11 protein-coding genes are annotated in these 12920 nt (G+C 53.5%); 5 read left to right on the top strand and 6 right to left on the bottom strand.

All coding sequences use genetic code 11. From position 1 onward, the window contains the following. The first annotated feature begins 1 nt into the window (after nt 1). Complete coding sequence (locus SH467x_RS20495) at nt 2–172, top strand: hypothetical protein (RefSeq protein WP_482368951.1); 171 nt, start codon at nt 2–4, stop codon at nt 170–172. On the opposite strand, the gene SH467x_RS20490 is transcribed toward SH467x_RS20495, so the two are convergent. Continuing rightward, complete coding sequence (locus SH467x_RS20490; RefSeq protein ID WP_482368950.1) at nt 169–1872, bottom strand: hypothetical protein; 1704 nt, start codon at nt 1870–1872, stop codon at nt 169–171. The two genes, SH467x_RS20495 and SH467x_RS20490, sit on opposite strands and share 4 nt — an antisense overlap. Nucleotides 1873–2181: 309 nt before the next feature. On the opposite strand from SH467x_RS20490, the gene SH467x_RS20485 reads away from it, so the two are divergent. After that, nucleotides 2182–2508 (top strand): hypothetical protein, encoded by a 327-nt coding sequence (locus SH467x_RS20485; protein ID WP_482368949.1) that lies wholly within the window; start codon nt 2182–2184, stop codon nt 2506–2508. Nucleotides 2509–2663: 155 nt separating this feature from the next. Beyond that, a complete protein-coding gene (locus tag SH467x_RS20480; RefSeq protein ID WP_482368948.1) occupies nt 2664–5561 on the top strand; it encodes a [protein-PII] uridylyltransferase family protein in 2898 nt (965 codons plus the stop codon). Between the two features lie 111 nt (nt 5562–5672). Here the strand turns inward: SH467x_RS20480 and SH467x_RS20475 are convergent, their stop codons facing one another. The 5 genes from SH467x_RS20475 to SH467x_RS20455 are packed head-to-tail and all read right to left on the bottom strand — an operon-like array spanning nt 5673 to nt 11361. Continuing rightward, a complete protein-coding gene (locus SH467x_RS20475; RefSeq protein ID WP_482368947.1) occupies nt 5673–5987 on the bottom strand; it encodes a hypothetical protein in 315 nt (104 codons plus the stop codon). Beyond that, the gene (locus tag SH467x_RS20470; protein WP_482368946.1) at nt 5984–6985 is read right to left on the bottom strand and encodes a CheR family methyltransferase; all 1002 of its coding nucleotides are present in this window, start codon (nt 6983–6985) and stop codon (nt 5984–5986) included. Before SH467x_RS20470 ends, SH467x_RS20475 begins: the two co-directional genes overlap by 4 nt. Further along, nucleotides 6982–8136, bottom strand: coding sequence for a chemotaxis-specific protein-glutamate methyltransferase CheB (gene cheB, locus SH467x_RS20465; protein ID WP_482368945.1), 1155 nt, complete (start codon nt 8134–8136; stop codon nt 6982–6984). Before cheB ends, SH467x_RS20470 begins: the two co-directional genes overlap by 4 nt. 33 nt (nt 8137–8169) lie before the next feature. Further along, entirely contained in the window at nt 8170–8643 is a 474-nt protein-coding gene (locus tag SH467x_RS20460) for a chemotaxis protein CheW (protein ID WP_482368944.1), read from the bottom strand. A gap of 42 nt (nt 8644–8685) precedes the next feature. Then, nucleotides 8686–11361 carry a hybrid sensor histidine kinase/response regulator gene (locus tag SH467x_RS20455; RefSeq protein ID WP_482368943.1) on the bottom strand — a complete coding sequence of 892 codons (2676 nt, stop codon included), beginning with the start codon at nt 11359–11361 and terminating at the stop codon, nt 8686–8688. Between the two features lie 620 nt (nt 11362–11981). Between SH467x_RS20455 and SH467x_RS20450 the strand changes: the two genes are divergently transcribed. Then, entirely contained in the window at nt 11982–12341 is a 360-nt protein-coding gene (locus tag SH467x_RS20450) for a response regulator (RefSeq protein ID WP_482368942.1), read from the top strand. Between the two features lie 34 nt (nt 12342–12375). Next, nucleotides 12376–12891 carry a chemotaxis protein CheX gene (locus SH467x_RS20445; protein ID WP_482368941.1) on the top strand — a complete coding sequence of 172 codons (516 nt, stop codon included), beginning with the start codon at nt 12376–12378 and terminating at the stop codon, nt 12889–12891. Nucleotides 12892–12920 lie beyond the last annotated feature (29 nt).

Genomic DNA, 12920 nt, shown 5'->3' with positions numbered 1-12920 from the left:
CGTGGTTGCCCTACAAACGCCTGGAGGGGGGATCGAATTTTCTTCGATCGCTTCTTTAGAGGGGGGACTGGAGACATTGCAGGATCTTCGTTATTTCAATCTCGCCTATGCCTCCAAACTTTCCAATCGCAATCGGGAATGGAACTGGAAAGCGCTCTGCGACATAGGCTAGAGCACCGTTTCTGTGATAGCTGAATCTAGAACTTCAGGAGCAAGATCCATTTTTCGATACATCGCTTCGAAAACTTCAATTTCTGGTGAGTTGATACGGAAGAGCTCTTCCATGTAACGAGCCGAGAGAGATTGGAATAACAGTCGGGCTTCGATACGGTACATACCGGGAGGCAGTTCCAACTCGTAGTGCGTCGTGTCGACACCACCACGAAAATTTGAATCGTCTTTGATTCCTCGAGGTTGGATGGAATCGAATCGACGGTCGCTCGATTGCCAGCCTTGAGGCAGCAACCGATTGTCCTTTTGGAACTCCGATCCCCGGAGCAAGAAGAATGTCGCGTCACCTGATGCGTCCTGCATGATGGTTTCATAAATCTGCACATCGGTGTTTCGTCGAATAACATCGAAATGGGGTTGGATCGGACCATCGGCCTTTTCCGAGGCAAGAACCGTGCGGGTTGCATCGATGATTTCCCCTGAGGCATCGGCGAGTCCAGAAGCGAAAACAAGTTCGTTCGCTTTGTTTCGCACCGTGAACTCAATCCAAAGCCGGCGTGACGGATAAGCGGTGGGGAGTTTATGTCCCGATAGATTGGTGATGCGGACGGGGATGGAAACGGTCGCCTCTTTTCGGATGGACCGTTCGATCGAGATGTTGGCTGTCTGCTTTGTCAGAAGATGTTTGGAAGCTCGTATCACCCTATCGAAGGCCTCGACGGTCGCTTGGATTCCTAGTTCCTTGCGGTACTCCCGATGGAGGCGAGTCATAAAGAGGTTGCCTCCTGCGAAGGTGTGTTGGCCGAAGGGTGATCGAGAGGCAAGAAACGGGAAATCGCGTCCGCCTGGATTGTGTGCAATGCGTGTTGCGATCGTCGCATCCGTGGAATCTGTTTGGGGCATGTGGCATGATTGGCAGGACCGCCCAGTAGATCGATTCGTTTCGGATTCGTCATTGAAAGAGGAGTTTTGCCACTCCAGATATGGGGCTTGTTCGTGAAGGACTTGGTGCGTTTCTTTCCCTGCGCTGTCAAAGCTTTCGGTGATCACTGTATGGCATGTTGCGCACAAGGCAGATTTCATGATGTGGTCGCCACGCTTGGGCGTGTAGCCAACATGCATTTGCATCGGTCTCGCGAAGGGATCGGAATGCGGGCCGTAGATCTCATTCTTGGAATTGAGGACGAAGCCGCCTGTGAACGACTCAGGAGTCCCAAGGTTTTCATCGCTTATTCGATGGCAGACGGTGCATGAGACTCCATCCGTCGCCAGATCTTGGTTCGATACGCCGGGTTGCATGAATTCCAGCGTATGGGAGTCGTCCGATATTTGGGCAACCGGGGACATGGGAGAGTGGCACCGAGTACAAATTTCCACGATGTGATATTTTTGGGCCGGGGTGGCTAGGATCTCAGCCGATAGAGCAGCTTTCCAATAGGGATCTCGCGAAGATTGGGCCATCATTGACCCGGACCATAGATCGTGGGGCGCGACCCCTTCGCCGCGGCTATCGCGCATGGCCGATGCTCGAGAGGATTGAGCATGACACAGAGCACAATTGGAACTATGCATGAATCGATCACCATGCGCCGCCGTCTGTCCTAAAGTCGCGGTCATCGGTATCGATACCAATGTAAAAAGCGTTAGACCGAGATTGGTAACCAATTCAAAGCGGAGGGAGGAAGATTTCGACCGGTACATGGTTAGACGCAGGGTTGATATGGGTATGGCAAAATGCGAAACGCCACATTTTTTTGCTGGGACCAGTGCGGGTGCGTCGCAGGAGAGACGTGGGGTGGATCCCGGAACTTCGAATTGGTTACAGCGAATTCTCCGTCGAACGATCGGAAAGTAGGCGAAATCGGCAAGGCGGGTAATCTCTAGGGATGGGACCGAAGGGATTGTATTTGGCGGCGGGGAATGTTCGATGTAGACGCTATTGCTGAGGAGTAGACCACTGCTCACCGAGAAGGATTTTGCCAGCAATTAGCACATTGGAAGGACCCAGTCATGAAACGCGGCATTCAAGCCCTAGTTCTCCTTGGTATCGCAGTCGCTTCGTTGAGCGGTTGCAATCTTATGGAACGCCGCCATTGCCGTAGCTGCAATGGTTGCAATAGCCCAATCGGATGCCGCCCTTGCCCAATCGGTTGGCAACGTGGTGGAACCGACTACGGTAATCATCTTCGAGGCGGTCATTTCGCTGGCCATCACGCCTACGCGGCTGACAACCAAGTCGGTTCGGGGACTCCAGCACCAGCGGTTGCTTATCCCTACTACACCGTACGCGGACCTCGCGATTTCTTCGCAAATAACCCGCCAAGCATCGGACGGTAGTCGCTTCCTTCGGGTGGAGCGAGGCTGGGCAATTTGCGGGATGGACCTTGGGATTCGGTCTGTAGACGCTATCCTATGGGTAGCGTGAGCGGCGAGGGTGTCGGTGCTTCGCGCCCTCGTTTCGTCACCCGTTTCCCCGGTCGATGGTATCGCACATGCAATGGTTCGAGCAGTGGTGCTCTGAGCATCGACTGGCGCTCTCCCCAAGAACATCGGAATTGTTGGGGAGTTGGTATCGTCGAACCGAGTCCTACGGGATGGGGAGCGTTCTCTTTCCGCAGCTGGGCGCGCTCTTGGGGCAATTCCCGGACTTAGAAAATGGCCTCGAAAAGTTGCTCCGATTTCTGGACAACACCCGGAGTCCTCGCTTTTTCCTCTCGTTTCTTGAGAGAGACCCCGATGCACTGCCGGTTCTAATCCGAATGCTCGCGATTCGTTCCTCGTCGACGGAATGCCTCATCCACGATCCGGATTCGTTCGACTGGTTGAGGCTTCATGCGGGCCGATCGACGACTGCGGAGCAATTGCGCGACATTCTGGTGAATGAATTGCGAGGTTTGGAGGAAGAGCGGGACTGGCTACCCTCCATGCGGACATTCCGTCAGCGAGAAACACTGCGTGCCTTGGTCGGATTCGTCCTCCAAGGGGTGTCGACATGCGAAACCATGCGGCAACTCGCTCACATTGCGGATGCCGCGGTTCACGGATGTTTGGCTGTCGTGGAGATGTCGATCCAAAACCGTCGCAGGTCGATCCCCTCGCTCCTGACACAGTTCAGTTTTCTGGCTGTGGGAGATTACGGATCGGGCCTGATCGATTTCATCCAACCACTCGAGATGCAGGTGCTCGTCAATCGTTCGGCAAATCTTCCTCCGTCCATGCCGCACGCCAATGAGGAAGAATTATCGCGACTGCTGGCGCGATGGAGTTATTGGATGACCCATCCGAGCGGACTGGCATATAACATCGACACAACCGGGCTCCTTCCGATTCCATCGCAAGGTTCATCCTGCACTCTCTACGATCCTCGAGCTTGGATTCATGAGATCGAGCGGGACGGTTTGGCAATCAATCGTTTGCCACTCCTCTCCACTCGATTGGTAGCGGGAGATCGGTGGACTGCTTCGCAAGCTGTCGAGGAAGCATCCTCTTTCGTTTTCCAATGGTTTGCTTCCGACGCAGACGAGGCGGAGTTGCTGGCTGTCCATCGCCACAATCGTCGCCGACCAAAGCAGTCGTATGCTATGGAATCAGACACGGCACCCTCCCTGCGGCTTCTGCAGATCTGGCGAGATTTCAATGACGTTCGTTACAAACTTGCGTGGCAATCATTGAACGATACGGAGCCATTGGAGGGGGGCGAATCGCAAGTCGAATCCCTTCGACGAGAGCTCTTATTGACGCAGATCGAAGAGATCGACTTTCCTGCTTTTCGATTGGCTGAAAGGTCCTGTCAACGAGCGGGCGATGACTCTTGCGCGGAGAGCGTCGCATTGGTGGATCCGAGCGAGTGGGACGAAGTCGACTTGGTGTTGGATCCGAAACCGTCTGGGGACTGGTCCCATGAAGTACTTTCGAAGTATGGATTCAAGCATCGAACGGCAGCCATGCAGCATTTGCGAGAACTCGCTCGGGAAGACATTCGTCTCCTTTCGACCAAACGATGTCGCTTCGCGCTTTCGAACATCGCGAAATCGCTTTTAGAAAAAGTACATCGCACGCCCGATCCCGATCTAACCTTGGAAAACCTTTGCGCGACCACCCGTTCGATCGGTGGGAAGGGTGTTCTATGGGAGCTGTTTCTGTTTCATGAAGCAAGTATGGAGTTGTATCTCCGGCTTTGTGGTGCGAGCCCATATTTGGTCTCGATACTTCTTCAACATCCAGGCATGATCGATGAACTCCTCGATTCTCTCATGTTGTCGAAACTCCCGACGGCTGACCAAATGAAGGCAGTCGTGTTGGAAATGTGTCGAGGGGCGGAGGATATTCACTCTATCCTGGTCTCGTTTAAGAACGCGATGCACCTGAATGTGGGAGTTCGCGATTTGCTGGGGAAAGACGAACATTACGCGACCCATCGTGCGCTTTCGTCCATTGCGGACGCATGCGTCGAGCGGTTGATTCAATCGACTTGGGAATCGCAGGTGAGAAAACTCGGTTACCCTCGACTCTCTCATGGTGAGGATTGCGGATTCACCTTCTTGACCATTGGAAAGTACGGTGCACAGGAGCCCAATTACCACAGCGATTTGTCTCTCCTATGTTTCTATGAAGCGGAGGGGACCATTGTTCCGTCGGGTACTTCAACAACCCACCGACCGATTTCCCATTTTGATTTCTTCAACCAGTTGGCTCAAAAGGTCAACCAGCAACTCAATCGGTTGGGTCCGACTGGGCGGCTCTACGAATCTCGTGTCTTTAATCTTTCGTTGAACGAACGAAGCCCGATGGCTTGGTCGCTATCCAGTTTTACTGATCATGTAACGCATCATTCCATCGAAACAGTTCAGCGGTTGCGATTGGTTCAGGCGCGATCTCTGGGCAGTCATGTTTCGTTTGGAGCTGAGGTGATTGGGACCATTCACCGATTGCTTGCTCGCACCCCCTGGAGCGAAGAAGACCGACGAATGCTGGGGGAGGAACGGCGTCGATTGGAAGAGACCGCTTCCCCTCGCAATCTGAAGCGAGGGTATGGTGGGACGCTTGACGTGGAATGGCTTGCGCAATCACTGTGGATTCAGCAAGTTGCTTCCCAGCCAGTGGGAAATCGATTGGCTCCCAGCACTGTTGAAATCTTGGAACAACTGGCTGGTGCGGGAGTCCTCACGTCAGAGGAAGCAGCCAGTGTAGCGGAGAGTTATCAATTCCTTCGCAGGATTGAGACTGGATTGCGTTTGATGAATTTGTCTGCCAGGCACGACCTTCCCGCCCAGCAAGAGGACTTGAACCGCCTCGCGTACGTTCTTCGCATGGGCAATGGAAAAGAGATTGAGTCCCGCTGCGCAGAGCATCGAGAGCGGATCCGGAAGCAATTTCTGAAGCATTGCTAGAACGCAGAGTAATAGAGGTTTAGCGGTTGGAGAGAGGGAGGTTTCTCGCAACGGCGCAAACGCGAGAAGGGAACACGAAGAAAAGAGTCAACGGTTTTAATTGTTTAACAGTTACCGCAACGAGTACTGCGTGTAGCTGCTTTGGTGACCAAATTGCCGATACCAATGTCTGTTGGTTGTCGGACCAAACCATCCGTACGCGTAGGGTTTCACGGGCCGGATGGTTTGGGGAGCTTCCGTCCGCGGTTTGGCCTCGTCGTGATGGCTCGAGGGACGGCTGAGGACTTCATAGCGTAGCGTTGCCGTTCCCCACATGGCATCGCGAGGCGGTTCGGTTGCGAAGCTTGAGAGGGCCAGTGCTGTCCAGGTGAGAACCGTGGCCAAACACAGAAGTGAGAGCGAGCGAGGCAGGACCGTCTTGATCATCGGGTTACCGTTCCTGTTCCGTAGGTAGTCCCTGGGCTAGTTCTCACCGGAGGAGAAATCTTCGATGGGCTTGGAGAAAGATTCGGCTGGCGAGTTGGTCGGCTGGAAGGAATCGCCGCAGGGCTCTTCGCCTCGGGTGTAGCGAGGGCGGGCTGTAACGATTGCATCGTCAAGTGAGGTTGATAGAACGCACCGCGGCAGTGGGACTGTGGTTTGAATTCCGGCCCGCAATCGAAGAGCGATTCCGAAACACCCACAAAGAGATAGCCATCTTTTTGCAGGATGGGGAGCATTCTTCGAAACAAGTCAATCTTGACTCGTTTCTCAAAGTAGATGGCGACGTTTCGGCAGAAGATAATGTCAAACGGCTCTTGAAATTGAAACGGATGCAGAAGGTTTAGTTCTTGATAACGAATCATTCTCAAGATGGAATCAGCGACCCGATATCCCTCCGGGTGGGGCTTCATGTATTTACCGACAAAGTGGGCTGGGAGTCCACGCTCGATATCGAGTCGCGAATAGATCCCTTTTCTACCTTTCGCCAAAGCTTCCTGAGAAATGTCGGTTCCGAGAATCTGGACATCCCAACGAGCGGTGTCCGGGATCATCTCCTGGATCACCATGCCGATCGAGCAAGCTTCTTGGCCAGAGCTCGCCGCGGCTGACCAAATGCGGAGTTTGTTCGAATTGCGTTTCAGCTTGCGATCCAGCAGTTCGGGTAGGGCTTTGAATTGGAGAGCATCGAAGACACTAGTATCTCGAAAGAAATGGGTCTCGCGTGTCGTGATCGCTTCGATCATGGCTCTGCGAACTCCCTCCCCCTGGCTTTGTTTCGCCTTATCGATCAAATCGATAACCGAGTGGGCTTCGAATCGCTTGATCAAGCTCGCGAAACGGACATCGATCAAATAGGCTTTGGATTCTTCTAGTGCGATGCCGCAAAGTTCCTCGACATAGTCAAAGACAATCTTGATTTGCGTGGATGTTAGCGCGTTCATTTTCTATCTCTCAGCAGTTCGCCAATTCTTGTAGCCATCACCGGTAAGGGAACCACTTCGGAGGCTAAGTGATTGTCGATTATTTGCCTGGGCATTCCATAAACAACGCAAGTGTCCGCCGATTGAGCGAGAATGTGAGCTCCTGTTGCATGGAGTTTCCTGCATGCACGCAGTCCATCGCATCCCATGCCCGTCATGATGAGGGCCAGCGAATTTCTCCCGAAGACAGAATCAACGGATTCGAAGAGGCAATCGACGCTCGGTTTGCTTGGCGAATCGTAGTCTTCGTTGGTGATTTCGATTCGAGGCAGGTTTCCCGACTTCACGATCTTCATTTGTTTGCCGCCTGGGGCAATATACGCGTGTCCTGGCTCAGGGCGTTCTCCATGAACGGCTTCGGAAACTCGAATTGAGCAGAGTCGCGCGAGGTGATCCGCAAGGCTCTTTGTAAACATCGCAGGCATATGTTGTACGATAAAGACTGGGACAGGAAGTTTGGCGGGCAAACCTGGCAGGAGCGTTCCCAGCGCGGCAGGACCACCGGTGGAAATACCGATGCAAATACACTCGAAGTTTCCTTTGCGAGATGCGCTCTGCGATGGGATCGGTTGACGTTCGACATGGTGCATCGCTTTGTCCAAATCACGCGACGGACTGGATGGCGTCGTTCGGACGACTGTATTGTTCCTGGCTTGGTTCGATCGCACGAGAACGCTCTTCGCGAGACTTCGCACGGTATCGACTTGTTGGAGCAATTGCATTTCCAAGGATTTTCGATTCGATTGGATATCGTTCCCCTCGGGTTTGAAGATCATGTCGAGGGCACCGTTGCGCAGGGCTCGCATGGTCTGTTCGGCGCTTTGAGGAGTGGAAGAGCTCACCATGACGACGTGGGTATCGAGTCCTCGCCTTCGAATCTCCTCGAGTGTTGAAAGACCATCGCGACGAGGCATGTTGATATCGAGGGTGACAAAGTGCGGTTTGAGTTTTTCCAGCATGCGCAGGCAATCCTCGCCGTCGAAGGATGTACCAACCACTTCGACGTTTGGAAGTCCTGCCAGCGCGTCGCTGAGGAGTCTGCGATAGATGGGCGAGTCATCGGTAACGAGAACACGAATGGGCGCGCCGGTAGCGGCAGACAGTTGCTTCATGGGGCAAGATCCGGGTGGGTAGAGGGGGACGGATTAGGCGGCGCTGCGAGCCATGTTCAGGGATGTATTCAGCAGTTCCTTCGGTTCGATCAGCATCACCAATCCCTTTTCCGTTTGGTAGACGCCACGAATCAATCTCGATTCGGTCATCGAGAGGTTCGAGGGCGGAGGTGCAATGTGAGCGGTCTCGATCGAAAGAATATCGGCCACCCCATCCACCCAAAGACCAAAGACCTCTCCTTCGTATTTGAGGATCAGATTGCGAGAAAGCTTGGACGGTTCACCTGCAGGCAAACCCATCAAGATTCTCAAGTCCAGCATCGTGACGACTTCACCTCGCAGATTCATAACCCCTCGGACGCAAGGGGGCGAGAGTGGAACCCGTGTCAAGTTGACGGTTCGATTGATCTCTTGCACGTAGGAGATATCCAAACCTAGGACGGCTCGGTTGCAAAAGAATGTCGTGTACTGAACGGCTTTGGAACTGGATAGGATAGGGTTGATCATGATTACCTCGTCGGCGACCTTTGTTGGCACGCGTTTAAAACCTTAGACTGATGCCGCTGCCAGACGCTTCACAGCATCGATCAGACGCGCGGGATCCATTTTCACTTGGTATTCGTTGATACCAGCCTTGGTACCACGATCCCGATCATCGTCTCCTGCGAGGCTGGTCAGGGCGATGATCGGCAGTCTTGATGTGGCGTCATCCGCCCTCACCGCTTTGGCAAAATCCAGTCCATTCATGCGGGGCATTTCGATGTCTGTGACGATCACATCGATCTCATTGACCATGGATTGGAGACTCTCCCAAGCATCTAGTCCATCGACCGCACCCACGACCTTTATTCCTTCGCTTTCGAGAGTTCGTGTCACGTGATTTCGGAAGAAATCGGAATCTTCCGCGAGCAACACCGAGGGGGGCTGCGTGGACTTTCCAGGTTGCGTGGACTGTTCGGATTGGAACCAATCCGCGTAGCGAATTCGGACCAGTTCGATGAGGTCCAGGACTCGGGTCGGAGCGTCGTCGACGATGACGGTCCCGAGAACGCCAGGCTCCCTGAGTGTCTTGGAATCGATCAGCATCTCGATATCTCGAATATCTCGAAGGGTTGGCGCGACGAGTCCGATCTCTCGGTCTTGGATCTTAAAGATGATCACAAACAAGTTCTGTTCTTCTTTATCCGGATACAACGCCGAGATGTTCTGTTCGAGCCGCAAGATGGGGAGCGAAGCTCCGCGATACACGAGGATGTTTTGCCCACCCACCACTCGAATTTCCGATGCCCGAATGCGTTCGATTCTGGCGACCATGGCCATTGGAATGGCGAATTGATCATCCGGATGGTTCGCGAACAGGAGTAGGCGGTGAACTTCAGACGCCAATTTGTTTTCTTTTTCTTCGGAAGCGAGTACCGAGTCGACATTGCGAAGGTTGCAGTGCATGGCGATTCCAACCGCGTCGAGAATCAGCGCGACATATCCGTCCCCTAGGATGGTAGCTCCGGCCAAGTACCCAAGGTCGCGGACATGCTTGCCCAAGGGCTTCACGACGATTTCTTCGTTGTCGTGGAGAGAGTCGACCACCAATCCGTATCGCATCTGTCCTGTTTCCAACACGAGAATGCTGGTCGCGTTGGACTCCGGTTGGTAGTCATCCGGTCGCACGACCCCCAACGCCTCATCGAGACGAATGAGCGGTAGAAGTGCGCCTCGCAATCGCAGCACTTCTGCACCATGGATCCTTCCGATTTTTTCCTCCACCTCTGCGCCAGGAACTCGCACCAACTCTGCGATATTGGCTTGCGGGATTGCGTAGCGCTCGCCGCCGCAGCTCACAATCATCGAGGGGACAATAGCTAGGGTTAATGGTAGTGTGATGTGGATCGCGGAGCCGACTCCGAGTTCGCTTTCGACATCGACGGTGCCACCCAATTGCTCGATGTTCGTCTTCACCACGTCCATTCCGACTCCACGCCCCGACACGTCGGTGATTTCCGCTGCCGTGGAGAATCCTGGTGCAAAGATAAGACGTAACGCTTCGCTGTCGGTCATGACGGTGGCTTGCTCAGCCGCGATGACACCCTTTTCCACAGCCTTCGCCTTGAGCTTTACAGGATCCATTCCCGCGCCGTCGTCTTCGATCCGAATGCAGACTTTCCCCGCTTGGTGGAAAGCATGCAACCGAACCGTACCTATCGGGCGTTTGCTGGCAGCGGCTCGTTTTCCGGGGGACTCGATACCATGGTCGATACTGTTTCGAACCAGATGGGTGAGCGGGTCGCCCATCGCTTCGACGATTGTCTTGTCGACCTCCACTTCATTCCCTTCGATAATCAAGTCGCATTCTTTTCCAAGTTTGCTGCTCAAGTCCCGGACCACGCGAGGGAAACGATTAAATACCGTTCCGATCGGCTGCATGCGCGTTTGCATGATGGTTTCTTGAAGCTCGCTGGTGACTTGGTCCACGCGAGCGGCAACGGTGTCGAGACCTTCTCTCCCACCGCGAGTCACGGCTGCAAGAAGCTGATTTCGACTGAGAACCAGTTCGCCAGCTAGGTTCATGAGTCGGTCTAGGACCGCGACATTCACACGGACGATGGAGTCTGTCGCCTTGGGTTTGGAGGTGGCGGCTGCGCTCTTAGGATCCGCTTTCGCCGTGCTGGGCAAAGCGGATGCGATTTCTTCCTTTTTCATGATCTCCCCGTGTTGCGATTCCATTTCAGGAGCGATGGGTTCTTCTGGACCGCTATTCTCTTGAGATGCGTTCTCTTCCAATGCCATTTCTTCATCAACCAGCTCTTCGAGAAGTTCGAATGCATCGGATTCGCTCAAGTCTGGTTCGCCCCGGTGGATGCGATCCAACTCTTCGATGAGATCTCCGACATCTACTTCGTTGCTCGACTCGACACGTTCGACTAAGGTGCGAAGTTGATCCGATGCGCGAAGTAGGGTGTTGACAATCCGTTTGTTCATGACCAATTCGCGGTTGCGAATCATGTTCAAAACGTTTTCGAGACTGTGGGCGAGCGAGTTGATGACTGCCAAACTCAAGAAGCCGGCGGCACCTTTTACAGAGTGTATGGCGCGAAAAACGGTATTGACCAACTCGATATCGATGTTGTCGCCAGCGGCCTCGATCTCCAGTAGCTGGCTTTCAATATCCGCTAAGTGCGAGCTGCTTTCGACTACGAAGTCCTGGATGAGTTCATCATCTTGAAACATGTTTATGCCCCCAATATCTACTCAAACGCTCTATCCATTTCGCGTACTCTCGATGACTAGCTCAGCTGAGTTAGTTTGGGAGTGACTGTGCGACTTGGAACAAATCCATTAACGCCGTAGGGGGCATACGGAACTCACGATGTCGAAGAATAACCTCCCAAATGGACAATGTTGCTCCAGACGGAAAGAATTCCCTGTGATGCAGACTTTGCCTCGTCGTATCTAACAGCCGAATCAATCGTGCTTTCCCCGCAGGCTTTAACAGAGCCAAAATGACTTCGTGCGATCATTTCCGATGATTCCTTCAAGTCTCAGGAAGGGACGCTCCATCGCGACGATCTGGAAGATGGGTCACAGCAGCCAATTCCCAAGGTTTCAGACCTTCAGCGACCCTGGTTGGGGAGTCCAACTCGCGTCGGTAGCGATTGTGCGGAAAGAGCAGGTTCTATGGATTGCGACGGCAGAGCCGATGCATGGGGAAATCCGATCCTGAGGAAATCTGAGAACAGTTCATTTGACTAAACCAACCGGTAACCAACAGTAGTTCGTTCGAAGAAATGGCAGGATTCCTTCAAGTCCTGCACGCGACCAAATCATGGGAATTGAGAACGGGGATACGCATGAAAGTTTTAGTTGCAGATGATTCTGGCATTATGAGAAAGATCATCATTCGATCTCTCAATGCGGTCGGAGTGTCGGAGATCGTAGAAGCGGCCGATGGCCAGGAAGCGATTGACGCTTATAAAAATGAACCGGTGGATTTGATTCTCACCGATTGGAATATGCCCAATAAGAGCGGACTCGATGTCGTTACCGAGATCCGGGCTCTGGGCTCGTCCGTTCCCATTATCATGGTGACGACCGAAGCGCAGAAGAGCCAAGTCATCGCAGCGATCCAAGCGGGGGTCAACGATTACTTGACGAAACCCTTCGAGGCAGACGATCTGCGTGCCAAGCTGGATAAGTTTGTCACCGTTTAACTCCCTCTAAGAAGCTCTCTATAAGGAATTCGTCGTGTCGATTACCACGCAGCGCCCACAATCCACCGGTCTTTCGGAAGCACAGAAGCGATTTCTTGCCCCGTTCATCAAGTGCACGAAAGAGGTGTTCAGCCGCATGCTGAGCTGGGAGGTCGAGTTGGTTGGGTTTGCAACCAATGATGCCTCGGCGACACGCCACGAATGCAGTGGCATCGTGGGAGTCTCCGGTGCAATCCGAGGTTCCGTGGTGGTCAGTATTTCTTCGGAGATGGCGATCGCTGCGGCGGAGGCTTTTCTCGGGGAGCGACCAGACTCGATCACGGCGGATGTCATCGACACCGTGGGTGAGCTGACGAACATGATCGGTGGATCCAGCAAAGACAAAATGGGAATTGAAGGCATTGCGTTGGGGCTTCCCACGGTGGTGGTTGGAAAGAATCACTCGATTTCCTTCGACCAAGGTGCCCATTTGGAAATGCTTCGTTTCCAATCTCCCCATGGTCCGTTTACCGTCGAGATCGCGATTGTTGGTCTCGGGAATCTCCTGTAATTCGATACACATGTGACAGCAGTCAAACA

The sequence above is a fragment of the Brakhagea slesvicensis genome (assembly GCF_052161625.1).
Taxonomy (GTDB): Bacteria; Planctomycetota; Planctomycetia; order Pirellulales; family Pirellulaceae; genus JBKCUI01.
Note: the sequence above shows the minus strand (reverse complement) of the source record. Positions and strands in the feature narration are given on the sequence as shown.

Excerpts from the sequence above, each read along its gene's own strand:
- SH467x_RS20470 (WP_482368946.1), bottom strand. The coding sequence starts at position 6,985 with ATGAACGCGCTAACATCCACGCAAATCAAGATTGTCTTTGACTATGTC.
- SH467x_RS20480 (WP_482368948.1), top strand. The coding sequence starts at position 2,664 with ATGCAATGGTTCGAGCAGTGGTGCTCTGAGCATCGACTGGCGCTCTCC.
- SH467x_RS20450 (WP_482368942.1), top strand. The coding sequence starts at position 11,982 with ATGAAAGTTTTAGTTGCAGATGATTCTGGCATTATGAGAAAGATCATC.
- SH467x_RS20460 (WP_482368944.1), bottom strand. The coding sequence starts at position 8,643 with ATGATCAACCCTATCCTATCCAGTTCCAAAGCCGTTCAGTACACGACA.
- SH467x_RS20475 (WP_482368947.1), bottom strand. The coding sequence starts at position 5,987 with ATGATCAAGACGGTCCTGCCTCGCTCGCTCTCACTTCTGTGTTTGGCC.
- cheB (WP_482368945.1), bottom strand. The coding sequence starts at position 8,136 with ATGAAGCAACTGTCTGCCGCTACCGGCGCGCCCATTCGTGTTCTCGTT.
- SH467x_RS20455 (WP_482368943.1), bottom strand. The coding sequence starts at position 11,361 with ATGTTTCAAGATGATGAACTCATCCAGGACTTCGTAGTCGAAAGCAGC.
- SH467x_RS20485 (WP_482368949.1), top strand. The coding sequence starts at position 2,182 with ATGAAACGCGGCATTCAAGCCCTAGTTCTCCTTGGTATCGCAGTCGCT.
- SH467x_RS20490 (WP_482368950.1), bottom strand. The coding sequence starts at position 1,872 with ATGTACCGGTCGAAATCTTCCTCCCTCCGCTTTGAATTGGTTACCAAT.